General features: G+C 66.4%; 19 protein-coding genes. 9 read left to right on the top strand and 10 right to left on the bottom strand.

Going from position 1 to position 25,059, the window contains the following annotated elements:
- Positions 1-50 precede the first annotated feature (50 nt).
- On the top strand, positions 51-1,724 hold the full coding sequence (gene treA / locus ACCQ04_RS03215) for an alpha,alpha-trehalase TreA (protein ID WP_102583366.1): 1,674 nt from the start codon (positions 51-53) through the stop codon (positions 1,722-1,724).
- A gap of 146 nt (positions 1,725-1,870) precedes the next feature.
- Here treA and ACCQ04_RS03210 read toward each other — a convergent pair whose 3' ends face one another.
- Complete coding sequence (locus ACCQ04_RS03210; protein ID WP_065032145.1) at positions 1,871-2,830, bottom strand: arabinan endo-1,5-alpha-L-arabinosidase; 960 nt, start codon at positions 2,828-2,830, stop codon at positions 1,871-1,873.
- 535 nt (positions 2,831-3,365) lie between these two features.
- Here ACCQ04_RS03210 and ACCQ04_RS03205 point away from each other — a divergent pair.
- Entirely contained in the window at positions 3,366-4,061 is a 696-nt protein-coding gene (locus ACCQ04_RS03205) for an AIM24 family protein (protein ID WP_039523320.1), read from the top strand.
- A 969-nt stretch (positions 4,062-5,030) separates the two neighbouring features.
- Here ACCQ04_RS03205 and ACCQ04_RS03200 read toward each other — a convergent pair.
- Both ACCQ04_RS03200 and cycA read right to left on the bottom strand, forming a co-directional pair.
- Positions 5,031-5,942 (bottom strand): CorA family divalent cation transporter, encoded by a 912-nt coding sequence (locus tag ACCQ04_RS03200; protein ID WP_039523317.1) that lies wholly within the window; start codon positions 5,940-5,942, stop codon positions 5,031-5,033.
- A 186-nt stretch (positions 5,943-6,128) separates the two neighbouring features.
- On the bottom strand, positions 6,129-7,505 hold the full coding sequence (gene cycA / locus ACCQ04_RS03195; RefSeq protein WP_039523314.1) for a D-serine/D-alanine/glycine transporter: 1,377 nt from the start codon (positions 7,503-7,505) through the stop codon (positions 6,129-6,131).
- A 563-nt stretch (positions 7,506-8,068) separates the two neighbouring features.
- Between cycA and ACCQ04_RS03190 the strand changes: the two genes are divergently transcribed.
- On the top strand, positions 8,069-9,841 hold the full coding sequence (locus tag ACCQ04_RS03190; RefSeq protein ID WP_372358691.1) for an expansin EXLX1 family cellulose-binding protein: 1,773 nt from the start codon (positions 8,069-8,071) through the stop codon (positions 9,839-9,841).
- 124 nt (positions 9,842-9,965) lie between these two features.
- On the opposite strand, the gene ACCQ04_RS03185 is transcribed toward ACCQ04_RS03190, so the two are convergent.
- Positions 9,966-10,181, bottom strand: a complete 216-nt coding sequence (locus tag ACCQ04_RS03185) for a hypothetical protein (protein WP_024937810.1) — start codon at positions 10,179-10,181, stop codon at positions 9,966-9,968.
- Positions 10,182-10,336: 155 nt separating this feature from the next.
- On the opposite strand from ACCQ04_RS03185, the gene ACCQ04_RS03180 reads away from it, so the two are divergent.
- Positions 10,337-11,134, top strand: coding sequence for a transporter substrate-binding domain-containing protein (locus ACCQ04_RS03180; RefSeq protein ID WP_167708378.1), 798 nt, complete (start codon positions 10,337-10,339; stop codon positions 11,132-11,134).
- Positions 11,135-11,256: 122 nt separating this feature from the next.
- Here ACCQ04_RS03180 and ACCQ04_RS03175 read toward each other — a convergent pair whose 3' ends face one another.
- A complete protein-coding gene (locus ACCQ04_RS03175) occupies positions 11,257-12,132 on the bottom strand; it encodes a DMT family transporter (RefSeq protein ID WP_046345616.1) in 876 nt (291 codons plus the stop codon).
- A 194-nt stretch (positions 12,133-12,326) separates the two neighbouring features.
- On the opposite strand from ACCQ04_RS03175, the gene ACCQ04_RS03170 reads away from it, so the two are divergent.
- Positions 12,327-13,286, top strand: coding sequence for a class I SAM-dependent methyltransferase (locus tag ACCQ04_RS03170; protein WP_372358690.1), 960 nt, complete (start codon positions 12,327-12,329; stop codon positions 13,284-13,286).
- Between the two features lie 205 nt (positions 13,287-13,491).
- On the top strand, positions 13,492-14,046 hold the full coding sequence (locus ACCQ04_RS03165) for a hypothetical protein (protein WP_245229827.1): 555 nt from the start codon (positions 13,492-13,494) through the stop codon (positions 14,044-14,046).
- A 163-nt stretch (positions 14,047-14,209) separates the two neighbouring features.
- Here the strand turns inward: ACCQ04_RS03165 and ACCQ04_RS03160 are convergent, their stop codons facing one another.
- Positions 14,210-14,533, bottom strand: coding sequence for a hypothetical protein (locus ACCQ04_RS03160; RefSeq protein WP_241236795.1), 324 nt, complete (start codon positions 14,531-14,533; stop codon positions 14,210-14,212).
- 308 nt (positions 14,534-14,841) lie between these two features.
- Between ACCQ04_RS03160 and ACCQ04_RS03155 the strand changes: the two genes are divergently transcribed.
- Positions 14,842-15,387 carry a hypothetical protein gene (locus tag ACCQ04_RS03155; protein ID WP_167708377.1) on the top strand — a complete coding sequence of 182 codons (546 nt, stop codon included), beginning with the start codon at positions 14,842-14,844 and terminating at the stop codon, positions 15,385-15,387.
- Positions 15,388-15,451: 64 nt separating this feature from the next.
- Here the strand turns inward: ACCQ04_RS03155 and ACCQ04_RS03150 are convergent, their stop codons facing one another.
- The 3 genes from ACCQ04_RS03150 to ACCQ04_RS03140 form a co-directional block, all read right to left on the bottom strand.
- Positions 15,452-16,351: an NAD(P)/FAD-dependent oxidoreductase gene (locus ACCQ04_RS03150; RefSeq protein WP_167708376.1), complete on the bottom strand. Its 900-nt coding sequence runs from the start codon at positions 16,349-16,351 to the stop codon at positions 15,452-15,454.
- A gap of 435 nt (positions 16,352-16,786) precedes the next feature.
- The gene (locus ACCQ04_RS03145) at positions 16,787-17,227 is read right to left on the bottom strand and encodes an Rrf2 family transcriptional regulator (RefSeq protein WP_221202421.1); all 441 of its coding nucleotides are present in this window, start codon (positions 17,225-17,227) and stop codon (positions 16,787-16,789) included.
- A gap of 140 nt (positions 17,228-17,367) precedes the next feature.
- Complete coding sequence (locus ACCQ04_RS03140; RefSeq protein WP_102255609.1) at positions 17,368-19,242, bottom strand: GGDEF domain-containing protein; 1,875 nt, start codon at positions 19,240-19,242, stop codon at positions 17,368-17,370.
- Positions 19,243-19,682: 440 nt separating this feature from the next.
- Between ACCQ04_RS03140 and ACCQ04_RS03135 the strand changes: the two genes are divergently transcribed.
- On the top strand, positions 19,683-20,774 hold the full coding sequence (locus ACCQ04_RS03135) for a DUF1615 domain-containing protein (RefSeq protein ID WP_228911384.1): 1,092 nt from the start codon (positions 19,683-19,685) through the stop codon (positions 20,772-20,774).
- A 50-nt stretch (positions 20,775-20,824) separates the two neighbouring features.
- Here the strand turns inward: ACCQ04_RS03135 and ACCQ04_RS03130 are convergent, their stop codons facing one another.
- The gene (locus ACCQ04_RS03130; protein WP_372358689.1) at positions 20,825-22,258 is read right to left on the bottom strand and encodes a GAD-like domain-containing protein; all 1,434 of its coding nucleotides are present in this window, start codon (positions 22,256-22,258) and stop codon (positions 20,825-20,827) included.
- A gap of 403 nt (positions 22,259-22,661) precedes the next feature.
- On the opposite strand from ACCQ04_RS03130, the gene ACCQ04_RS03125 reads away from it, so the two are divergent.
- The gene (locus ACCQ04_RS03125) at positions 22,662-24,986 is read left to right on the top strand and encodes a S9 family peptidase (protein WP_372358688.1); all 2,325 of its coding nucleotides are present in this window, start codon (positions 22,662-22,664) and stop codon (positions 24,984-24,986) included.
- Positions 24,987-25,059: the final 73 nt, after the last annotated feature.

Below are 25,059 nucleotides of genomic sequence, written 5' to 3'. Positions count from 1 at the left end.
CACTTCGGTCGTTTACCATGCCGCACGTCACTGCCCGTTCTGGAGATGCCATGAGTTCTGCCGCGCCCCCGTGCTGCACGTCGCTGCTTGGCCTGTCGCTGAGCATGTTCGTGGCGCCCTGCACGCTGACCGCCGCGCCCATGGACACTCCGGTCGTCAATGCACCGGCGGCCACACCGCCCACGCCCGACCTGGCCTACCCGGAGCTGTTCCAGGCGGTGCAGAGCGGCGAGCTGTTCGACGACCAGAAGCACTTCGTCGACTTTCTGCCGCTGCGCGACCCGGCGCTGATCAACGCCGACTATCTGGCGCAGCACGATCACCCCGGCTTTGACCTGCGCAAGTTCGTGGATGCCAATTTCGAAGAGTCGCCGCCGGTGCAGACCGACGCGATCCGCCAGGACACCGCGCTGCGCGAACACATCGACGAGCTGTGGCCCAAGCTGGTGCGCAGCCAGACCCACGTGCCGCCCTACAGCAGCCTGCTGGCGCTGCCGCATCCGTACGTGGTGCCGGGCGGGCGCTTCCGCGAGGTGTATTACTGGGATTCCTACTTCACCATGCTGGGCCTGGTGAAGAGCGGCGAGACCACGCTCAGCCGCCAGATGCTGGACAACTTCGCCTACCTGATCGACACCTACGGGCATATCCCCAACGGCAATCGCAGCTACTACCTCAGCCGCTCGCAGCCGCCGTTCTTCTCCTACATGGTGGAACTGCAGGCTGGCGTGGAAGGCGAAGCGGTCTACCAGCGCTACCTGCCGCAGCTGCAGAAGGAATACGCCTACTGGATGCAGGGCAGCGAAGACCTGCAGCCCGGCCAGGCCGCGCGCCATGTGGTGCGTCTGGCCGACGGCAGCCTGCTCAACCGCTACTGGGACGAGCGCGACACCCCGCGCCCGGAAGCCTGGCTGCACGACACCCGCACCGCCGCCGAGGCCGGCGACCGCCCGGCCGCCGAGGTCTACCGCGACCTGCGCGCCGGTGCCGAGAGCGGCTGGGACTACACCAGCCGCTGGTTGGCCGATGGGCAGAACCTGCGCACCATTCGCACCACCGCCATCGTGCCGATCGACCTGAACAGCCTGCTGTATCACCTGGAGCGCACCCTGGCCCAGGCCTGTGCGCAGCCGGGTGCCGAGTGCACGCAGGACTATGCGGCGCTGGCACTGCGCCGCAAGCAGGCCATCGATGCGCACCTATGGAACGCGGCCGGTTACTACGCCGACTACGACTGGCAGACCCGCAAGCTCAGCGACCAGGTCACTGCCGCGGCGCTGTATCCGCTGTTCACCGGCCTGGCGACCGACGCGCACGCCAAACGCACCGCCAGCACGGTGCGTGCGCGCCTGCTACGCCCCGGTGGCCTGGCCACCACCGCAGTGAAGACCGGCCAGCAGTGGGACGAGCCCAATGGCTGGGCACCCCTGCAATGGGTGGCGGTGGACGGCCTGCGCCGTTACGGCGAAGACGCGCTGGCGCGCACCATCGGCGAGCGCTTCCTCACCCAGGTGCAGGCGCTGTTCGCGCGCGAGCACAAGCTGGTCGAAAAATACGGCCTGGAAGCCGACGCGGCCGGCGGTGGCGGTGGCGAATACGCGCTGCAGGACGGCTTCGGCTGGACCAACGGCGTCACCTTGATGCTGTTGAACCTGTATCCGGACACCGCGACCAAGCCGGCGCCGGTCAAACGCGTGCGCAAGCCCGAAGCGGCCACGCGCTGAGCGTGCGCCAGCCGCTGCCGGGCATGCCCGGCAGCGCTGGCGGCCTTGCGGTTCTGGCAGTCGGCAACGCCAGCGGATCGCTGCAACAAACATCGCCTGATCGCTGCGCCAGTGCAGCGCGCAGCAGCGTGTTCGATTGATTGCTGCTACTGCACCACCGGCCATGCACTGCCGTCATAACCCAGCCGGTTGATGCCCAGGCGCGCGTCGCCACGGTCGTCGTAGTAGTGGTAGACCAGGATGTCGCCGTCGCCATCGCGGAACACCGATTGCCCGCCCGGCCCATGCATGCTGCCCAACCCGGACTGGATCACCGTGCCGCCACCGTTGCGCATGTCCACACCGGCGCGATCCAGGTACGGCCCGGTCACCGAGCGCGCACGCCCCACCGCAATCTTGTAGGTGCTGCTGGCGCCCTTGCAGCACGCATCGAACGACACGAACAGGTAGTACCAGCCATTGGCCTGCTGGATGAAAGGCGCCTCCACCGCGCCCGGGGACGGCCGGCTCGCCAGGCTGTAGCGCGTCGTGTTGCCGGACAGCTGCTTGCCGGTGCCGGGATCGAGCTGGATCAGCTTGATCCCCGACCAGAACGAGCCAAACGCCAACCACCACTTGCCATTGCCGTCCACCACCAGATTGCCGTCGATGGCGTTGTAGTCGTCGCTGCTCTTGGAGGTGTAGACGATGCCTTGATCCTTCCACGAGCCAGGCTTGCCGGTGCTGCTGCTGGCAAGCGCAATCGCCGAGGTATTGGTGGCGAACTTGGAGGCGGTGTAATACATCAGATACTTGCCGCCATGGAAGGACACATCCGGCGCCCATAGCTGATTGTCCGGGTTGTAGCTGCGCACCCAGCTCGGCATGCTGCTGAAGATCGCGCCCGCATTGCTGAACTTGGTGCGGTCGGTACTGGTGACCACACCCGTGGTGGCATAGATGTAGTAACGCCCATCGCTCAGCTTGAGCATCGAAGGGTCGTGCACGATGGTGTCGCCGCTCACCACACCCGGCCCCACTGCCGCTTGCGCGGCTGCGCTATGCAAGCCAGTGGCAGCAGCGGCCAGGGCCAACAGCGACGCAATCGCGCCACCACGCAGCGACATTCCAGACCTGCCACCTTCCACTCGACTGCCACCCACAACGCGCATCGCCCCACTCCTTGAATAACGTAAAGACGTTTTCTGTAGGAGCAATCTAGCTCGGCTAGCAATGCCGCGAATCCGACGCCGATCTCAGAAGCGTTGTGCAAACCGAGCGGTTGTTTTATTTGCGACGTGCCTTCGTGCCGAACTGTGTAATGCAGCTGGGATTGCATACGTCGGAACGTGGCGCGCACAGAGTCACTGCACCAGTGGCGTATCGGCGTCATCTCTTCATCGCCGTGCAGTGCGTCGATGCCAACCCGCATCCATGACGCTGCAAAAAGCTGCAGCACTACTTCGCCACGACGCACAGATCTTGATGGATGGGCACCTGGTTGTGGCTGTCATCGCGCGCGACGCGCTGACTGAGCACCATGTGCGCCGCAACATCGGCGCGCCATCTGTGCAGACGCACAGCGACGCGCACACCAGTACGCTTCGAAGATACAAGCCTGCCGCGTATCATGCGCACTCTTTCACCCTCCAGGACGGACCCATGGCCGTACGCACGCTCAACGAATTTCTCGCCCATTCCAAGGAAAAGGACGTCAGCCCCGATCCGTTCGAACTGGAAAACCCGCATCTGCTGGAAGTGCGCCTCGACGGCATGGTGTGGTCCAAGGCCGGCGCCATGGTCGCGCGCACCGGCAACGTCAAGTTCACCCGCGAGGGATTGCTGGAACAGGGCCTGGGCAACCTGCTGAAGAAGGCGGTCAGCGGCGAAGGCATGCAGCTGATGAAGGCCGAAGGCCAGGGCCGGGTGTATCTGGCCGACCTCGGCAAGCTGGTGACCTTGCTGCGTTTGAATGGCGAGGCGATCTTCGTCAACGGCAACGACGTGCTGGCGTTCGAATCCGGCGTCGAGCACAAGATCACGATGATGCGCAAGGTGGCCGGCATGCTGTCCGGCGGCCTGTTCAACGTGCGCCTGAGCGGCCACGGCATCGTGGCGATCACTTCACACTACGAGCCGCTGACCCTGCCGGTCACCGCCGCCAGCGGCCCGGTGTTCACCGACCCCAATGCCACCGTGGCCTGGTCGGGCACGCTGTCCCCGGAGCTGGTCACCGACGTGTCGATCGGCACGCTGTTTGGCCGCGGCTCGGGCGAAAGCCTGCAGATGCGTTTTGCCGGCGAAGGCTGGGTGGTGGTGCAACCGTACGAGGAAGCCAGCTTCCAGGCCAAGGGCTGATCCAGGCCGCCCGGCAGCAATCAACATGCGTCTCGCCTGGTCTCACGCTACGCAGCTGGGCAGTTTTCCGGTCTCGGCGCAGTGCGCAGTGACAGCTGCGCATCCCAGCCACCCTGTAGGAGCTCCCCCGGGCGCGGGGGCCTTCCCGGCAACGCCGCGTCGTCCCGGTAACGCCGCATCGCGCCCAGGTGCGCTCCTACGGGTTTCCTGCAGTCTGCCGCGCGCTGCGCAGCTACCGCGCTGACCCAGCTTGGCATTGCGTAGTCACGCCACCGTAGGCAACAGATGATTGCGTTGACGGCACCCCGTAGGAGCGCCCCTGGGCGCGAGGGCCTTCCCGGTAACGCCGCATCGTCCCGGTAACGCCCCATCGCGCCCAGGTGCGCTCCTACGAGTTTCCTGCAGTCTGCCGCGCGCTGCACAGCTACCGGGCTGCCCTAGCCTGGCATTGCGTGGTCACGCCACCGTAGGCAACAGATGATTGCGTTGACGGCACCTCGTAGGAGCGCCCCTGGGCGCGAGGGCCTTCTCGGTAACGCCGCGTCGTCCCGGTAACGCCGCATCGCGCCCAGGTGCGCTCCTACGGGTTTCCTGCAGTCTGCCGCGCGCTGCGCAGCTACTGTGCTGCCCTAGCCTGGCATTGCGTGGTCATGCCACCGTAGGCAACGGATGATTGCGTTGACGGCACCCTGTAGGAGCGCCCCTGGGCGCGAGGGCCTTCCCGGTAACGCCGCGTCGTCCCGGTAACGCCGCATCGCGCCCAGGTGCGGTCCTACGGGTTTCCTGCAGTCTGCCGCGCGCTGCGCAGCTACTGTGCTGTCCTAGCTTGGCATTGCGTGGCCAAGCCACCGTAGGCAACAGATGATTGCGTTGACGGCTCCTCGTAGGAGCGCCCCTGGGCGCGAGGGCCTTCCCGGTAACGCCATATCGCGCCCAGGTGCGCTCCTACGCGTTCCCGGCTCTGATGTATTACACCCATCCGCGCTTGCGGAACCAGGCCAACGGCACCAGCATGCTCAGCACGATCACGCCCAGCGCCCAGTAATACGCGTCGTGCCACTTGAGCTCGGGCATGTAGGCGAAGTTCATACCCCAGATGCCGACCAGCACGGTGGGCGGAATGCCGACCACCGAGGCCACCGCCATCACCTTCATCACGTTGTTCTGGTCCATGTTGATCATGCCCAGCACGCTGTCGAGCAGGAACTCGATGCGGTCGTCCATGTGCTGCTGGAACTCGCTCAAGGTGGTCAGGTCCTTGTGCAGCAAGCCGATGCGTTTGGCCGCATCGGCACCGAACCAGTCCGGCGCAGCGCCATCCAGATAGGTGACCAGGCGCAGCAGGCCTTGCCCGGCATTGTGCAGCCCGCCCAGACGCCGGCCCATGCCTCCGACCTGATGCAGCATGCGCTCCAGGTCCTTGGTTTTGTGCGGGTTGTCGAACACCTGCCGGGTGGTATCGGTGACCTCGGCTTCCAGCGATTCCAGCCGGTCTGCCAGGCGCCCCACCAACTGGTCGAAGATGCGCAGCAGTAGATCGTCGGCGCTATGGCAGGGCTCATGCGCAAGACGCGCGGCCACCGCATCCAGCGAGCCCATGTGCTGCTCGCGCAGGGTCACCAGCATGGTCGGCGACAACGCAAAGCCCAGCGGCGCAGTCGGGCCATCGTCGTCCTGAAAGCGCGGCACGTTGAGAAACAGCACCTCGCCCTGGCGCCGCACCCGGCTGGAGAATTCGATCTCGCCGATGGCCGCACGATCCGGCAGCGCAAAGCCCACCTTGTCTGCGGCCTGCGCCAGTTCCTGCGCGCTGGCCTGGCACAGGTCGACCCAGCAACCTTGCGTGTGCTGCGTTCCGGCAATCGGGTGCGTCGTGATCATGCGATGGGCCGTGGCAATGGATGGCGGCGAGCATCCCGTTCCACCCGATCCGCGTCAACGTCGCGCGCATCACGCGCTTAGCTGACAGTGGCCTTTATCGCAGCGCCGTGCAGCCACAGACGCCAAGGCCCCGCAGTGCGGGGCCTTGATGAGGTCTACGCTGGATGTCTTCGCTGATACGCGCGCTCAGCCGCTGCGCGTCTGCTGCCGCTTCACCGCATAGCCGATCGCCAGGATCAGGAACCACACCGGGCTGGCCAGCAAGGCCTGGCGTGTGTCGGCCTGCAAGGTCAGCAGCACGATGACGAAGGCGAAGAACGCCAGGCACACGTAGCACATCAACACACCACCGGGCATCTTGAACGCCGATGCCGCGTGCTGCTCGGGCCGCTTGCGCCGGTACGCGATGTAGGCGCACAGGATCAGCGACCACACGAACATGAAGAGCACCGCCGACAAGGTGGTGACCAGCGTGAACGCAGTGACCAGGTTGGGGATCAGGTACACCAGCATCGCGCCCAGCAACAGGCACAGGCAGGAGAACAGCAGGCCGCGTGCCGGCACTGCTGCACGCGAGAGCTTGGCAAAGCCCTTGGGCGCATGCTGCTCCTCGGCCAGGCCGTAGAGCATGCGGCTGGTGGAGAAGATGCCGCTGTTGGCCGACGAGGTGGCCGAGGTCAGCACCACGAAGTTGATCAGGCTCGCGGCCGCCGGCACGCCGGCCAGCACGAACAGCTCCACGAACGGGCTCTTGTCGGCCACCACCTGCCGCCACGGCGTCACCGCCATGATCGCGATCAGCGCCAGCACGTAGAAAATCAAAATGCGCACCGGGATCGAGTTGATCGCCTTGGGCAGGTTGCGGCGCGGGTCTGCGGTTTCCGCAGCGGTGGTGCCGACCAGCTCGATGCCGACGAAGGCGAACACCGCGATCTGGAATCCAGCAAAGAAGCCGCCAATGCCCATCGGGAACATGCCACCGTCGTTCCACAGGTTCGACAGCGAGGCCACGTTGCCCGACGGCGAGCGGAAGCCCCAGGCCACCAGCCCGGCGCCGGTGAGGATCAAGGCGCAGATGGCGATGATCTTGATCAGCGCGAACCAGAACTCCATCTCGCCGAACAACCTGACCGTCACCAGGTTCAGGCTCAGCAGCAACAGCACGCACAGGATGGCCGGAATCCACGGCGCCAATCCGGGGAACCAGAACTGCGCATAGGCGGCGATCGCGATGACGTCGGCGATCGCGGTGATGATCCAGCAGAACCAGTACGTCCACCCGCAGAAGAACCCGGCCCACGGCCCGAGCAGATCGGTGGAGAAGTCGATGAACGACTTGTACTCCAGGTTGGACAGCAGCAGCTCGCCCATCGCGCGCATCACGAAGAACAGCATCGCGCCGATGATCAGATAGACGAACAGGATCGACGGGCCAGCCAGGCTGATGGTCTTGCCCGAGCCCATGAACAGCCCGGTGCCGATCGCGCCACCGATGGCGATCAGCTGCAGATGGCGATTGGAGAGACTGCGTTGCAGATGATCGGGCGCGGACGGATCGGACATGGGCACGGCACCGGCAAGTGAACAAGCCGTCAAAAATACGAGATCGCGGCAGCGCACACCAGCGGTTTGCGCTGCCGCGCCGGGTAGGCCGCAGCGTGCGTCGGCGAAGGGTGGTTGGCTTGCCCCATCGTGGTGCGCCGCTTATCCACGCGTTCGCGGCTGCCCTGATCGACGAAGCGCAGCCGTCGGTAACGCGCGCAACGCGACGCTGGAGCAGTCCCCCTCTGCCGCATGCACGTTGCAGCGCTGTCTGCTCTCGCGACACACAGGCACATGCACTGCCAGGGCACGAGCACAGCCGGTCGACCACGTCCGCAGCATGCCTGCCGTTACGTTCGTTACCCGCGCAGCGCAACATGGCCACCGCTGGTCGGCGATGCATCAAGTACATACCGCCGACAGCGGCGGCGCATCAAGCATCCCGCACAAACCGCGACCCCCGTTGCATTGCGGCCGCTTGCCTGCCGCGGCTCCCACACTCCTGCCCGCTTCCTTGACCCGGCGCACGGACCGCAGATGACGATCGCTGGTCTCCTGCGCGGGCCATCCCTCAGGACACTCCCATGCGCTCTCATGCCCATCTGCTGCTTGGCCTGGCCTTGCTGACTCCCGTGACCGCACTGGCCGTGCAGGTCGACGCACGCGGACACCTCACCGATGCGCGCGGCCAGGCGCTGCAGGTACGCGGCGTGACCTGGCCCGGCTTCGATCGCGCAGCGCTTGTGGCCACCGGACTGCGCAGCAATACGCTGCAGCAACTGCTGGATCAGATGCAGGCATCGGACATCAATACCGTGCGCGTGCCGATCTGTGCGGCAACCCTGCAAGCCAGGCCGGTGGCCGCCGCCGAGGTAGCCGGCGACCCCGCGCTGGCTGGCCTCACTTCCCTGCAGTTGCTCGACGCCGTGGTGCGCGCCAGCACCCAGCGTGGCATGCAGGTGCTGCTCGCTTTCGCCGATGGCGCTTGCGATGACGCGGCGCCGCAGCTGGGCACGCAGCACGACGCCTGGATGGAGGGCCTGGGCCTGCTCGCGCGCCGCTATGGCAGCACCGCGGGCGTGCTCGGGATCGACCTGGGCAGCAGCGGCTACCGCAATGCCAACTGGGCGGGCAATGCGGCAGACGCCGACTGGAACCGCATCGCCGCGCGAGCAGCGGCCGCGGTGCTGAAGCAGGCGCCGGCCTGGGTGATCGGTGTGGAAGGCGTGGGCAACGACGCGCTCTGCAGCGACTCCGCACGCAAGGCCGCCGGCAGCAATCTGCAGCCGCTCGCCTGCGTGCCGCTGCGCATTCCGCCCGCACATCTGCTGCTGATGCCGAAGCTGGCCGGGCCGGATCGCGACGCGGCGGACGTGTTTGCAGCGGCCGACTTTCCGCGCAGCCTGCCGGCGAGCTGGCAGCGCGACTTCGGACAATTCTCGGCCGATCACGCGGTGCTGCCGGTGAGCCTGGGCGGCGGCCTGGGCGATGGCGATCCACGCGACTGGGCATGGCAACACGCATTGAGCGGGTATCTGCGCAACACCGGCATGCGCAGTGCCGTGCTCGGCAGTTGGGAGGTGGGCAATGCCAACAACGGTGGCCTGCTCGCCAATGATGGCAACCCACGTGCCGACAAGCTGCAGGTCCTGCATCAGGCATGGGGGCTGACGAGCGCCAGCGCCGCCCCGCCATCGGCAAAGACGGCCGCTGCCGCGGATGCCAGCAAGGCCACCGGCTGGAACAGCACCTTCACCGGCACCGCGACCTACACCAGCTCCGGCTATTCCGGCGGCGCGGTGCTGCTGGATCCCATTCCGAGCAATGCCTTCATCACCGCGCTCAACCCCACCCAGATGAACTTCGGCGGGGTCAGGGCCGCACTGGCCGGCGCCTATCTGGAAGTGACCGGGCCCAAGGGCAAGGCCGTGGTCTACGTCACCGACCTATACCCGGAGGGCGCATCGGGCGGCCTGGATCTATCGCCCAACGCCTTCGCGGCGATCGGCGACACCGTGCAGGGGCGCATCCCGATCAGCTGGAAGATCGTGCGCGCACCCACCACCGGCAACGTGCAATACCGCATCAAGGAAGGCAGCTCGCGCTGGTGGGCGGCGATCCAGGTGCGCAATCACGCCTACCCGGTGGTCAAGTTCGAAGTGAAACAAGGCAGCAGCTGGAAGAGCCTGCAGAAGATGGACTACAACCACTTCCTCGGCGAGCAGCTCGGCAACCAGCCCTTGTCCATTCGGATCACCGATATCCGCGGCAAGGCCATCCTGGACACGATCCCCGCGCTGCCCGAAGACGGCAACAAGCCGGTGTACTTCGAACCCGGGCATGTGCAGTTCCCTTGACGAGGGCATCGCGCCCTCGACCATCCGGCCTGGGAACATCCAGACGATGCTGAAGAATCTCAGTGTCGGCCGCACACGCCTGGTGGCTACTCAAGTGCTTGGTTAGCCGCTCTTACCCCCCGCATCAACCACCCGCAAGCCCGCCACCGACGCGGCCGGGCAATGCCTGATCGTCGTCTTCTTCCAGATCGCCCACCTCCTCGCGCAAACCGCCTTGCTGCGGGGTCTGTTCTTCCAGCGGGATTTCGTCTTCATTGGTATCCGGATCGGGCGTGCCGTGTGCCGACAGCCCGGCAATGGCGGTGGTCATCGGACGCGCAGTGCGTGGATTGAGCTGCATGAGGTGACTCCGATCGGTTCGAATGAAGCACCGACAGTGCGCATTGCAGCGCTACCGCACCGTGATCCCGGGCAGGATCGTGCTGACATGCCGTTGACGTCGGCCACACCGCATTGGCCACGACTATCATGGCCGCATCTGTCCGAGGCCACGTCATGCGCCATCGCATCTGCCTTGCGTTCCTGCTCAGCTGCGGCCTTGCGCACGCAGCCGCGCCCGAGCCTGCCTCACGCCTGGATGCGGTGCTGCAATCCGGCGTGCTGCGGGTCTGCACCACCGGCGACTATCGCCCCTACTCGTTGCTGCGTGCCGACGGGCAGTTCGAGGGCAGCGATATCGCGCTGGCGCAGTCGCTGGCCGGCAGCCTGGGCGCGCGCGTGGCGTTCGTCCGCACCAGCTGGCCGCAACTGATGCCCGACCTGCTCGCCGATCGCTGCGATATCGCGGTCGGCGGCATTTCGGTCACCTTGCAACGGCAACGCCAGGCCAATTTCAGTGCGGTGCTGGATGTGGACGGCAAGATTCCGCTGGTGCGCTGCGCCGACCAGGCGCGTTACCGCAGCCTGGCGCAACTCAATCGCCCCGATGTGCGCGTGATCGAACCGCCCGGCGGCACCAACGAGGCTTTCGCGCGCCAACAATTGCCGCGCGCGCACCTGCGCCTGTTCGCCGACAACACCACCATCTTCCAGGAGCTGCTGCAGCAGCACGCGGACGTGATGATCACCGACGCCTCCGAAGCGCTCCACCAGCAGGCACGCGTGCCCGGCCTGTGCGCAATCGCACCGGAGCAGCCGCTGCAATACGGCGAAAAAGCCTTCCTGCTACCGCGCAACGACCAGCCCTGGAAAGCGTACGTCGACCAGTGGCTGCACCTGAGCAAGGCCAGCGGCGAGTACGCGCGCATCGTTGAAGCCTGGCGCGCACCGCGCAAGGAATCTGCTACGCCGTAGCGGGAATCGGGAATCGGGAATCGGGAATCGTAATAGCATCCAGCGCATCGCGGCAGTTCGAAGCAGCGCCGTTCCGATTCCCCATTCACGACTCTCCATTCCCGCGGCGCACAGCGCCGCCCTCACACAATCTTCGTCCGCCGCCACCACCGCGACACCTGCTCCTCACGGATCAGCGTGAACAGGCCCGCGCCCAGAATCAGTGCGATGCCGACCGCCATCGGCCAGTCCAGGTGGTCGTGGAACAGCAGGTAGCCGAAGGCGATCGCCCACAGCATCTGGCTGTATTGGGTGGGCGCAACCACGCTCACCGGCGCCATGCGCGTGGCGTACATCAGGCAGATCGCCGCCAGGCCGGCAAGCAGGCCGTAGCCGGCCAACAGCCCCCACTGAGACAGCGTGGGCCAGACAAAGGTCGGCAGCATCATGATCCCGCCCATCACCAACGGGCCGATCACCCCGGCGCCGTACAAGGTCAGGCGTTTTTCGCTATGCCCGGCCATGCGCAGCGTGATGACCGAGATCGCACCAACCAGGCCACACACGATCGCAGCCACATGCCCATGGGTGAGATGGCGAAAGCCCGGGCGCAGCACGATCAATACACCGATGAAGCCGACGATCACCGCCGACCAGCGCCGCCAGTGCACTTCTTCCTTGAGAAACACCACCGACAGCACGGTGACGAAGATCGGCATCAGGAAGATCAGCGCAAACGCCTCGGCCATCGGCAAGGTGGTGAACGCAATCACCGAGGTCAGATTGCCGATGGCACCGGTGAGCGCACGCAACAGCCACAGGCTGGGTTGCTTGGCCATCACCAGTTCGCGCAACCGGTCGTCCGGCTTCTTCAAAAATGGCACAGCCACCAGCATCAGCAGCGCACCGAGAAACAGCACTTCGTAGACCGGCAGCGTGCCTTCCAGCAGCTTCACGAACGCATCGCTGATCGAATAGGCCGCATAACAGGCAAACCCCAACAACACACCCTTCAGCATTGCCGATCCTCCACAGTTGGCGCCAATCGGACAACATGTCGATGGGGGCAGTGCGCAGTATGCGGTGCGGCGTGCGTCAGAGGAATCGGCGCATGCATCCGGGTACGACGGCTCATGTATCGCACCGTCACCGTCGCAGACGACCCGGCGGCTCGTGTCGCTGCAGATAAGCGCCGCTGCGCCGCCGCGCCATCATGCCGACGCTGCGCTGGATGCGCATGCGTGATGGGGTCGGTTACGATGCCAGTCCATCCCTCGCACCAGCAGCGCGCGTGACGCCTGCCCACCCAGACCAGCGACTCGTGCCCCACTACTCCGGCCCACTCCTCATTTCCTCCGATGCCCAGGCGCTGCTTGCCGCGCGCGGCAGCGGTCTGACCCAATGGACCGGCTCGCTGGACCTGGGCCGCAGTACCGGCACCGCGCAGCTGGATGCGCAGACCTGGCAGTGGCGCGGCAGGGGCTACCCGTATCCGGGCAAGTTCAAGGAGCGCACGCTGTACTTCTGGGACGGTGATGACTTCGCCCCGATCTCGCGTTTCAGCGGTGCGCTGATCAAGCTCGTTCCCACCGAATGGGGTGCGCCCACCTTCGAGATCGATGGCATCAAGATGCTACCGTCGGCGCAGCTGTCGCCGTTCGACGATGCGCGCCGCAAGGTGGCGCTGGTCGACCCGCGCGGCAAGATCGTGCTGGATACCTGCGGTGGGCTGGGCTACTTCGCCGCCTGCTGCCTGGAAGCCGGGGTGGCGCAGCTGCACTCGTTCGAAAAGAATGCCGACGTGCTGTGGTTGCGCACGCTCAATCCCTGGTCGCCGGACCCGGACGATGCCGCCTACGGCGGACGCCTGCAGCTGACCCACGCCGATATCTCGCAGCACATCACCACGCTGGCGGACGATTCGGTCGATGCCATCCTGCACGACCCGCCGCGCTTCGGCATTGCCGGCGAACTGTATTCGCAGCTGTTCTACGACCAGCTGGCGCGGGTGCTGCGGCGTGGCGGGCGCCTGTTCCATTACACCGGCGCGCCCAACCGGCTCACCAGCGGGCGCGATGTGCCCAACGAAGTGAGCAAACGCCTGAGCAAGGCCGGCTTCAGCACGCAACTGGCGCTGGATGGTGTGCTGGCAACGCTGCCGGCACGGCGCTGATTGCAGGATGTTTGCCGCAACCGAAAACGCGCCGTCATTCGCCGCCAGCTGCCTGTCGACGCTGCACGCGAAACCGCAATGCAGCAGACAGATGCCGACCCGGGTGCTGGCCGTCGCTGTCTGACTGAAGTGCGGCCGGCGTGCCAGCCGCGCCTGACCAGCAAACGGATCTGCGATACTGCAGCGCCCACGACAAGGACGTTGCATGCGCATCCGCTTTCCGACCTGGTTGCTCGCCGCGCTGTTGGTGATGACCGGCGCACACGCGCAGACCGCGCCACAGACGTCGCCGCCGCCGCAGCCCATGTCCGAAGTCACCACCCGCCATCCGGTGACCACTGCGGTCCTTGCCGGGCGTACGATTCGTTTGGGCGAACACGCCGGCAAGTGCGCAATCCTGCGCGATGACGAAGTGCTCCCGCTAGGCATCGGCGCACCGTGCTACTTCAGCACCAATCGCCAACACGGCGCCCAGGTGCACCACTTCCACGGCAGCGACATCGTGCTGGTGCAACACGCCCACCCCACCTCTGCGCCGGACTGGGATATCAAGCTGTACGGGGCGATCTGCGCGTTCGAAGCGCAGGCCGTTCGCGAAGTCGATGGCGTGCTGGAACCCGGCAGCGTCGCCACTTCCTGGCATTGCGACCCGACCATGGGAGCCGATCAGAAGCAGTTCGTCTACAGCTATGACACCTGGCCCAAGCGCGAGACGCAGCCGCCATCACGCAGGCAAAGGCAAAAGCAGACACAGCCCTGATGGCCGCATGATGCGCAGGCATCGATCGGCGCAGACGGTTGCCACGACCGTGTGACCCGACGGCTGATCAACACCGTGTACTCAACAGCGGCTTGCCGCACGCCTGCGCAGCCGCGTCGTCGTCGACAGCGCGGCTGCGCATGCTGTGCAACCACCGCGCAGGTCATCGCCTGCCGCGTCGGTACGTGGTCCAGGCAACGTAGGTGAACCAGGCGATGAGCGCCAACGGCACACTGGTCAGCAACGCATCCCAGCCGACGGCGATCCAGAACCGCTGCGGGTCTGCATCCGCGTAGAAGATCCTGGTCGGCCGGCCGCGGATGACGCTGATATAGCGCCCCGTGACGATCGCCTCGAGCACCAGCCACAGCCGCATGCAACAGGCGATCGCCACGACAACGGCTCCCCCGCCGATGATCCATTCGTGGATCCGGGACGCTGCGGGAGTTGGCGCAGGTGGCGGTGATTTGGGCCGCTTCTTTTTCACGCAGGCATCGGTTCGATGGTGGCGGCGCAGTGTACGCGCAGCGCAACCGGCCGAGGCCATCCATCGCACGCATGCAGCACCTGGTGGTCGCGCAACGAGCGCATGCCACGCACCTGCCGGCTGCACGCGGCCGCTATACTGATGGCGCAGCGCACTCGCTCAGAGTGAATGGAATGCTCCACGCTGCATTCGTCTCAGGGAAGATGGCCAGCAACAGTGCAACATGGATTGTCCGGGCGCTTCCTTGGGGTTTTTGCCGTCTTCGCCATGCAGTGGCAACAACGGCCTCGTACCAAGGATCTTTCGCTTTGAAGACGTTCACCACCTTCCTGCTTGTCTCTTTCAGTCTGCTGCTGGCTGCCTGCGGTGGCGGCACCACCACCGGCGCCTCCAAGCTCTCCTCCAGCGACTACCTGCTGCACAACATCTCGGTCTGGAATGGCGCGGTCACCATCATCGACCCGTGGGTGTCGGGCGATCGCGGGCAGAGCCTGGTGGCCGATGCCATCGCGCACAAGCCGCTGGACAGCTACAAGACCGCACTGGGCAGCCAGCGCAAGGCACTGGCCGCCAACGCGCAGGCCAATACCGCCATGGCCGCGGGCGTGCCCGACAACGCCAAGGACCTGGACGGCAAGCTGTCGGCCTACCTCAAGCGTGCCGACGCGATGATGGCCGCGCTCGAACGCGTGGCGGCCCTGCGCAACGGCTACGGCAACGCCGAGCTGGCGCCGTTGGCCAAGGATCTGGAGACCGTGTCCACCCAGCTCAACACCGATATGGAAGCGCTGAATACCGCGCAGCGCGCGTACGCCAAGCAGCACAAGATTGCGATGCAGGAAGTCAGCCAGTAAGCAGCGCAGCCACGATCTCCCCTGCAGGCCGGCATGGTCTGCAGGGGAAATCGCAACACGCCGCTCAGTTGCTCAGACCGAACATCAACGAGCGATGCGTTGCCACGCCGGCCATTGCGCCGCTGGCAACCGCAAAGGCGATCGATGCCGCCGGGTTGGCCACATCACCGCAGGCAGCGATGCCCGGCACCGAAGTGGCCTGCATGGCATCCACCGCGATGTGACGGCCCAGCGGCCCATCGCTGGTGCTGCATCCCAGCGATGCGACCAAGGCACTGAGCTCGGTCTGGGTGGTGATGAACAGGCCATCCAGCGCGCAGACCCGCCCATCGCGCAACACCAGCTCCAGCACGTCGCCATCGCCTTGCAGCGCCGCCACTGTGCCGCCCACCACGTGCACGCCACGTGCCTGCAAGTGCGCGTGCTGCGCCTCGTCCAGCACCACCGCGTCGTTCAAGAACAGCTGTGTTGCACCCCAGTCCGGCAGCATGGCCGCCTGATGCACCGCAAAGGCGGAGGTGGCAAGCACGCCGATGCGGCCCTGGCCCAGCTCATAGCCGTGACAATACGGGCAGGCGAACACCTGCGTGCCCCATCGCTCTGCCAGGCCGGCCAGCGCCGGCAGACGATCGACCACCCCCATCGCCAGGACAAGGCGACGCGCCGTATGCGTGGAGCCATCGGCTAGCGTCACCTCGAATGCTTCCGCCTCGCCGCGTAGCCGTGTCACCTGGCCGTCGGCCCATTGCACGCTCGGATAGGCCAGCAGCTGCGCGCGTCCGGTCTCGGCAATCTGCGCAGGCGATGCACCGTCGCGGCTGAGAAACCCGTGTGAGGTGGTGGCAGAGCGATTGCGGCGCTGGCCGCTATCGATCACCAGGACCGCGCGCCGGGCACGCGCCAGCTGCAGCCCGGCCGACAGCCCGGCATAGCTGCCGCCAATGATGATCACGTCGTGCTGCATGTCCGCTCCCGGTTGAAATCCGCTTTACGTACTTTTCGATGTTACATGAAAAGACCGGCGATTCAACCGCGCTGTGCTGACGTTGCTACCTGCTCGATGATTGAAGGATTGCGTGTGCGACCGAGGGGTGATGCGCTGCCCGCTGTCGCGGTTGTTGTGATCGGCGGCGGTTTGCGTCATCGCCTGCAGGCGATGCGCTGTGTGGCAGTGCGGCGTGGCGGTGCTGCGCGGGTGCGCACCTACACGCCTGGTCGGGAAAAACGACAGCGTCCTGGCGATTGCGCCTGGCTAAGCGCGCCCTGTCTGCGATCGATGCCGACCAGCTTCCGCAAAGCGCATGCGTGTGCCGCACGGGACTGCAAGCACAGGCACACCGCGCGCCTGCCATCCCGGCTGCACGCCATGTACAACGGCGTATGCAACAGCTGGTGTGCGTCAGCGCCTGCGTTTGCCTGTCGGCGAACCGGCGGGCAGCGCGGCTGCCGTGCACAGTGCATCGAACTCGTCCGCCAGCGTTGCCAGCGTCACCGTGCCCAGGCGCTGCAGCAACACGGTTTGTGCCTCGGCCAGCGCGTCGGCGATGGCTGCGTTGACCACGCGCTCCACGCCACACTGCGGGTTGGGGTGATCGGCGCCGATCGCAAACAGATGCGGGCCGCCCACTGCACGGTGCACGTCCAGCAATGTCACCTGGGTCAGGTCGCACGCAATATGCCAGCCACCGTTGTGGCCCTTGCTCGACTGCACGTAGCCGGCAGCACGCAAGCCGGCCATGGTCCGACGCACCACCACCGCATTGGTCGACAGCATGCCGGCGATCTGCTCGGAGGTCATCGGCTGCTGGCTTCTGGCCATGTGCAACAGCACATGCAGCATGCGGGAAAGGCGGCTATCGGTTCGCACGCGGTCTCGGTTCGCTCAATCGACGGAAGGCAACGTGGCAGCGCCACCGCACGATTGTGCCGCAGCCCCGCGCAGATGTCGCAGCCGGCGCCGCGCAGCCGCGCATGCGGCAGTCAAACCACCGCCCATTGATCGCGCCCGGCGGTCTTGGCGGCGTACAGCGCAAGATCGGCCTGCCCCAGCAGCACATCCAGGCCGCTCCCCGCAGTGACGCTCACCGCGCCCATGCAGAAGCGCACCGGCTGGTTGGCGGGCAGGCCGGCGATCTCGATCGCGGCCACCGCGTTGCGCAGCCGTGCGAACACCGCCGGAATCTCCTCTGCGCTGCAGCCCGGCAGCACCAGCAGGAACTCTTCGCCACCCAGCCGGCCCAGCCGATCCTGCGTGCGCAGCGCCAACCTGGAGGCGCTGGCAAGCGCCTTGAGCACGGCATCGCCGGCGGCGTGGCCATGCATGTCGTTGATCAGCTTGAAGTGGTCCAGATCGATCAATGCCAGCATGCACGGGACCTGCGAGCGCACCGCCTGCTCGACCTGTTGCTGCGCCTCGGCACGAATGGCGCGGCGATTGGGCAGGCCGGTGAGTTCGTCGCGCATCGCCAGCCGCGAGAGTTGTCGCCGGTGGCGCGCACCGAAGGCCAGCACCACCAGCGCGCCCAGCAATAGCAGGCAGGCCGCGCATAGCGCAATCCACAAGGCGCGTTGCCCGGCTTCGCGGGCTTGCAACGCCAGTTGCGCGGTCTCGCTGCGGCGGCGCAGCTCGGCGGTTTCCGCGCCACGGCGTGCATCTTCGTAACGCGCCTGCAGGCGCAGCATCACGGTATCGCGCTGGCGATCCAGGCTCTGCGCGCGCAGCGTGTTGGCGCGCTGCAGTTCCTGGTAGGCCTCGGCATGCCGCCCCTCCGCTGCCAGTGCCTGCGCAATGGCATCGAGCAGTCGCGCGCGCCGCACCAACGGCAGATTGGGGTCGTCCGCTGCCCGGGCCGCGATGATCTCCATGCCGAGGCTGCCGGACTTGAGCGCGGTCAATGCCTGCAACAACACCGCATGGCAGGCGGCCACGCGGCCGACATTGCCCTGGCGTTGCATCAACGGCAGCGCCTCGCGCGCCATTGCCAGTGCTGCAGCGGCATCGCCGGCGTCGATCAGCACCTCGCTGGCGCTGGTCAATGCCGCGGCCACGCCGGCCTGATCGCCCAGCTCGCGGCTGAGCGCCAGCGCGCGCCTGAAATGCAGCAGCGACGCGTCCGGCTGCTGCGCTGCCAGCGAGGTGCCGTATTCGTATTCGATCAGGCTGCGCTGGAAGCGTGCCGGCTGGCCGCGCAGGCGCGCCAGGGCGCGCAGCAGATAGTCTTCGGCGTCGTTGTCTTCTGCCGAACGACCACCCACGCGGCTGGCCAGCGAGCCGAGCTGGGTCAGGGCATCCAGCTCCAGGCTCAAGCTGTGTTCGCGCACTGCGCACTGGTAGCTGGCCTGCGCCGCGTTCCAGGCCTCGTCGCTGCTGCCGGAGGCAAGCATGCTCCACATGTCGACCGCTTCGATCTCGCACAGCAGATCGTTGCGCCCCAGCGCGCGCGCCTGCTGACGCAGCGCTTCCAGCCGCGCCAGCATGCCGCGGTTGGGGCTCTCGCGCACATCGCTGAGTGCCTGCACGATCGCCAGCCACAGCTGCGCCTGCGCCGCGTTGCCGCGCACCCGTTCCAGCATCGCATGCGCCTGGGCCAGGACTGTCTGGCGGCGCTCGGTCTCTTCCAGCGAAATCAGCACCCGCGCCTGCGCCAGCAAGGCCCAGAACTGCGCATCGGCGTCGCCATCGCTGCGGGCACGCTCGAACGCGGCCTGGGCGGCCTGCAGGGCGGCCCTGGGGTCGTCGATCGCGGCGGTCTCGATGCTCTTCCACGGCTGCGGCTGCGCCCACAGCATCGCGCTGAACAGCATTGCAGCCATCCCCACGGCCATGCGCCGCCAGCGTGGCGTCGCACTGCTCATCGACACCTCACGGCGACGATGAGCCACACCGCATGGCTGCCGTGCACAGCAAGCGCCGCCCGGCCCGCATCGGGTTTGCTGGTTGCTGCGGCACTCGAGCTCTCCCATGGTTGGCTGGCAGTGGAATCGGGGCGATGTCGGCGTCTGACTGACGCCACTTCGATGGAAAAACACGCGGTCATGATGACCGGCGAACACGGCAGGTCATGTGATCGCCACGCTATGCGTCAAGATCGATAGCGGCCTGCATGCAGCGGGCTTGAATCGGCCTGCAGATCGCAGGACCGCGGCCTGCGGCCGTGCTCCTTGGCAAGCGCTTCGCCCCGGCGGGCGACCCGCGCCGTCGCGGCTGCTGCACATCGCCGCATGCAACCACCCCGCGACAGCCACGTAAACTGCGGCACGGCAGCTGCTGCCGCCCCCTGGATCCTGGAGACGCCGTGACATCCCGCCTGCCCCGCCTGCTCACGCTGCTCGCCGTCGCCTTGCTGTCGGCCTGCGCCACCCAGGCGCCGCGTGCGCCACAGCGCTCCCCGGACGCGGTCAAGGCCGACATCGCGCGGCGCCTGCCGGCCACGCTGGGCGATCGCAACGGCTGGGCCGACGATGTCTACGTGGCACTGTCCTCGCAGGGGCTGGACACCAGCGCCGAGCACATCTGCGCGGTGCTGGCGGTGACCGAGCAGGAGTCGACCTACCAGGCCAACCCGGTGGTACCCAATCTCGGCAAGATTTCGCGTGCCGAGATCGACCGCCGCGCCAGCGCGCATCACATCCCCGGCTTCATGATCGATGCCGCCCTGCGCATCGACTCGCCCGACGGCCGCAGCTATGCCACGCGCATCGCGAGCGCGCGCACCGAGCAGGAGCTGAGCCGCATCTTCGAAGACTTCACCGGCAGCGTGCCGCTGGGCGCGCGTTTGTTCGACGGGCTCAACCCGGTGCATACCGCCGGGCCGATGCAGGTCAGCATCGCGTTTGCCGAGCAGCATGCCGAGCGCTACCCGTATCCGCCCGGCGACTCGATCCGCCACGAGGTGTTCAGCCGTCGCGGCGGGCTGTGGTTCGGCACCAGGCACCTGCTCGGGTATCCGGCCAGTTACGACGCCCTGCTGTACCGCTTTGCCGACTTCAATGCCGGCTGGTACGCCAGCCGCAATGCCGCCTTCCAGGCGGCGCTGAGCAGGGCCAGCGGCATCGCGCTGACCCTGGATGGCGACCTGCTGACACCGGGTGCCAGCCTGGATGCGCCCGGCGGCACCGAACGCGCCGCACGCGCCCTGGGCAGCCAGCTGGCGATGGGCGACCGGCAGCTACGCCGCGCCCTGGAAGCCGGCAACTCTGCCGATTTCGAAGACACCGCGCTGTATCGCCAGGTCTTCGCGCTGGCCGAGCGCAGTGCCGGCACGCCGCTGCCGCGCGCGGTGCTGCCCGGCATCACGCTGGAAAGCCCCAAGATCACCCGCACCCTCACCACCGCCTGGTTCGCGCAACGCGTGAACGAGCGCTGGAAGCGCTGCATGGGCAAGTAAGCGACTGGCTTGCCGCGCTGCGAGCACTGCCTGCGCTGCGCATCGCCATCTCATTCCCCGCTCAGGCGACTGGTCAACACATCGCCGACAACAGGGCCATGTTCCACCTTGCCATCGCTGCCGCGTTGATAGTTGATGCCGACCCGACACGCGGCAGGGTGCATCTCCCAGACCCAGCCATACAGGGCGCGCCCGGTGTCTGGCGGCGAGCGCAGCGGCATGTTCATGCGCAGCCCATCGTCCTGGCCTCGGTCCAGTGTGCACATGACGGTGCCGGCGCCGTCGTCTTCAGCATCCGGGTCGACGTCGTCCACATGGGTGATGGTGGCGATGATCGCTTCGGCAGTCACCCGTTGCTGTAACGCGCGTGGAAGATCGGCAAGCGGGGGCGCAGCGCGTCCACCGGATGGCTCCTCGACAAATGCATCGCCCAACCCCACCTTGCGAAAGTAGTACTCGCTGCGGCCCAGCGTTTTCGAGCCATCCATGGCCGTTGCCATGTCTGCCAGCTCGTCGGCGCGCAGCAGGAACATGTCGGTACCCGAGCGCATGACCACCAGCTGCGCATCGTTGGCATCGCTACCACTGGAGTCGCTGCGCAACCGAATATCGAGCGTCACCTGTTCGTCGCCAATCTCGGTCTGCGTTACCTCGTAGCGGCCCGCATACGCACGCACATCGGTGCGTGCAAGGCTGCGATGATCGATTTTCCAGAACAGCAGGCGATACTGCCCGTTGGGCTCGATCGCCAGCATGCGATGCCAATCGATATACGACGAAAGGTACACGCCGTGCAGGTCGTTGCCGGACTGTGGCGCGTTGAAGAGGCCCTCGAACATGGGGCGCTGCGCTGCGGGCAATGCCTCGCCATTGGTCGTCGCTGCATCGGCGACGATTGCAGGGCCGTCGACAGCATCGCGAAGCCGGGTGTGCAGCGCCAACGCATCGACTTTGTCGACCCGCAACATCTGCATCGAAAACATCATCTGATCGATCTCGTAGACCTCGCCCGCAGCCAATGCGCCGCACTCTTTGCGTGCGGCGGCAAGCAGGGCTGGTGGGATCAGGGAGTCGCAGAATTCCGCCTCGCACAGGGACTGGTTGAAGAAGTCGTCCAGGCTCCAGGTCAGGTCAGCGGCGGCTTTGGAGACCGGATCCAGGTAGACCACGTCCTCGTCGGTGGCGGTCAGCTTGCGGTAGTACAGCAGCGCGCCGAAGGGGGTGAGCGCGATCGGAATACGCCGCACCGCATCGGGTGGCGAGACGATCCAGCGATCCAGTACCGGTTGCCATTGCCGGGGGTCGATCAGCGCGAGTTGCATGTCGCCATAGTGCCCCAGTCCTTTTTGGCGCCAGAGTTCAAGCAGGCTGGCAGGCAGCAGCGGCGCATAGGCGGCAATCAGATCCGCCGGGGCAGGCTGCGTCTTGCGCGGCGGGTGTGCCTTGATAAAAGGGGACAGTGCCAAGCGGCGGAACCATGACATCAGACGGCCTCCAGTCAACGTTGCGTGTGTGCAGTAAATCCAAATCGTGCCCAATGGCCCTGTGTGGACGCCGGGAAGCGTAGTTCATGCCGGGATATTCCCGCAGTCAGTGGCTGGCCGATCACCGGCGTGCGTGCGGTCCACGGGTGTGATCTGCCTCGATGGGCATCGCGCTCGACGAACCTCATCGGTCACGCTGCGGCGATGCCGGACCGGGCGATGCGCTCGGCAACCGCTCCACCACAGGCCCGCCCCGCGTCGGCCGCCGAAACGCGTGCGGCCCGCCCCAGTCGACAATGGCGCGAACACGACTTCTGGCAGAGGCGCCCGGCCCCTCTGGCGGGTAGCATCGGACGGTCGCGCCGACCGCGTTGCGCGCTCCTTTCGTCCCGGAGAGTCTTTCATGCCCACCCCGTTGCCGTTGCGGCAGCTGTTCGCCGCCATCGCCCTGGCCACTCTGCCGGCACTCGCCAGCGCACAGACGCCTGCCGTGACCGAGGCCGACTACGCCCGCGCCGAGCGCCTCACCAGCTATCTGGCGCAACCGTTGGTCGATCACCAAGCCACCCGCATCGACTGGCTGGACGCCACCCACGTGGTCTATGTCGACCACGATGCCAAGGGCAACCAACTGTTGCAGCTGGACACCGCCACCGGCAAGAGCGCGCCGATCTTCAAGCAGTCCGCATTGGTCGCCTCGCTCAATACGCTGCTCAAGACCGGCGACAAGCCGCTCAAGGCCGACACCTTCGCCCCGGTGGTCAAGCGTACCGCCGATGGCCGCTACCGCCTCAACGTGCGCGACACCGCCGTGGTCTGCGATGCGCGTGCGCGCTGCAGCAAGCTGTATGCAAAGGACAAGGCCGAACCGGGCGTGCTGTCGCCGGACAAGCGCAGCGAAGCCTTCATCCGCAACTGGAACCTGTGGGTGCGCGATCTCGCCAGCGGCCAGGAGACCCAGCTCACCCGCGACGGCGTGGAAAACTTCGGCTATGCCACCGACAACGCCGGCTGGCAGCACAGCGACAACGCCATCGTTGCGTGGTCGCCGGACTCGCGCAAGATCGCCACCTTCCAGCAGGACCAGCGCAAGACCGGCGACATGTACCTGGTCAGCACCAAGCTCGGGCATCCGGAACTGCAGTCGTGGAAATATCCGCTGGCCGGCGACAAGGACGTGACCATGATCGAGCGCGTGGTCATCGACGTGCCCACGCGCAGCGTGCTGCGGCTGAAACTGCCGCCCGACCAGCACCGCTCCACCCTGTGCGATGACGTCAGCTGCTCGCCGGGCCTGTGGGACGATGTGAAGTGGGCGCCGGACGGCAAGACGCTGGCCTTCGTCTCCACCTCGCGCTTCCACAAGCAGGCCTGGTTGCGCATTGCCGATGTCGCCACCGGCGACGTGCGCACCGCCTTCGACGAAACCGCCAAGACCTATTACGAAAGCGGCCAGGTCGCCGCCAACTGGGCGTACCTGCCCGGCAGCAACGAGGCAGTGTGGTTTTCCGAGCGCAGCGATTGGGGCCAGCTGTATCTCTACGACCTGGCCACCGGCAAGCCCAAGCGCGCGATCACCAACGGCCAGGGCAACGTCACCGAACTGCTGCGCGTGGACCCGGTGACACGCACTGCGTGGTTTGTCGGCGTCGGCCGCAGCCCGGGCGTGGACCCGTATTACCAGCAGCTGTGGAAGGTGAGCCTGGACGGTGGTGAGCCGGTGCTGCTCACGCCAGAAGTCGCCGATCACAGCATTGCGCTGGCACCCGATGGCGCCCGCTTTGTCGATACCTACTCCACCTCGGTCACGCCGCCGGTCACGCTGCTGCGCGATGCCGGCGACGGACGCACGGTCAGCACGATCGCCACTGCCGACATCAGCCGCCTCAAGGCCGCCGGCTGGGTGCCGCCGGAGCCGATCACGGTCAAGGCGCGCGATGGCAAGACCACGCTGTATGGCCTGATGTTCAAGCCCAGCAACTTCGACCCGGCGCGCAAGTACCCGATCATCGATTACGTCTATCCCGGCCCACAGACCGGTTCGGTCCGCGGCCGCAGTTTCCTTGCCGGCCATGGCGACAATCAATCGCTGGCGGAGCTGGGTTTCATCGTGGTCGCCATCGACGGCATGGGCACACCGTGGCGCTCCAAGACCTTCCACGACACCTGGTACGCCAACATGGGCGACAACACCCTGCCCGACCAGGTGGCCGGCCTGAAGGAACTCGGCCAGCGCTATCCGTGGATCGACCTGGGCCGCGTCGGTATCTGGGGCCACTCCGGCGGCGGCAATGCATCCACCGCCGCGATGCTGCGCTACCCGGACTTCTTCAAAGTGGCCTGGTCGGAAAGCGGCAACCACGACAACCGCGGCTACGAGGACGACTGGGCCGAGAAGTATCACGGCGAGCACATCGTCAACAAGGACGGCAGCTCCAACTACGACGACCAGGCCAACGCCACCCACGCCAGCAAACTCAAGGGCAAGCTGATGCTGGTGCACGGCACCCTGGACGACAACGTGCCGCCATATCTCACCCTGCTGGTGGCCGATGCCCTGATCAAGGCCAATAAGACCTTCGACATGCTGATGCTGCCCAACGCCAAGCACGGCTATGGCGAGCTCACCCCGTATGTCAGCCGCCGCCGCTGGGACTACTTCGTGCAACACCTGCTCGGTGCCACGCCGCCGGCCGACTACCAGATGAAGCCGATGCCCAAGAACTGAGCGCACGCACGGGTGGGGGCCGGCGACCCGAAGGCCCCTGCCACGTAGGAGCGGCCCCGGCCGCGACACTCAC

Source organism: Xanthomonas sp. NCPPB 2866, from assembly GCF_041475745.2.
GTDB classification, from domain to species: Bacteria; Pseudomonadota; Gammaproteobacteria; order Xanthomonadales; family Xanthomonadaceae; genus Xanthomonas; species Xanthomonas arboricola.
The sequence above is the reverse complement of the archived record's forward strand: the minus strand, read 5'-3'. Positions and strand labels throughout refer to the sequence as shown.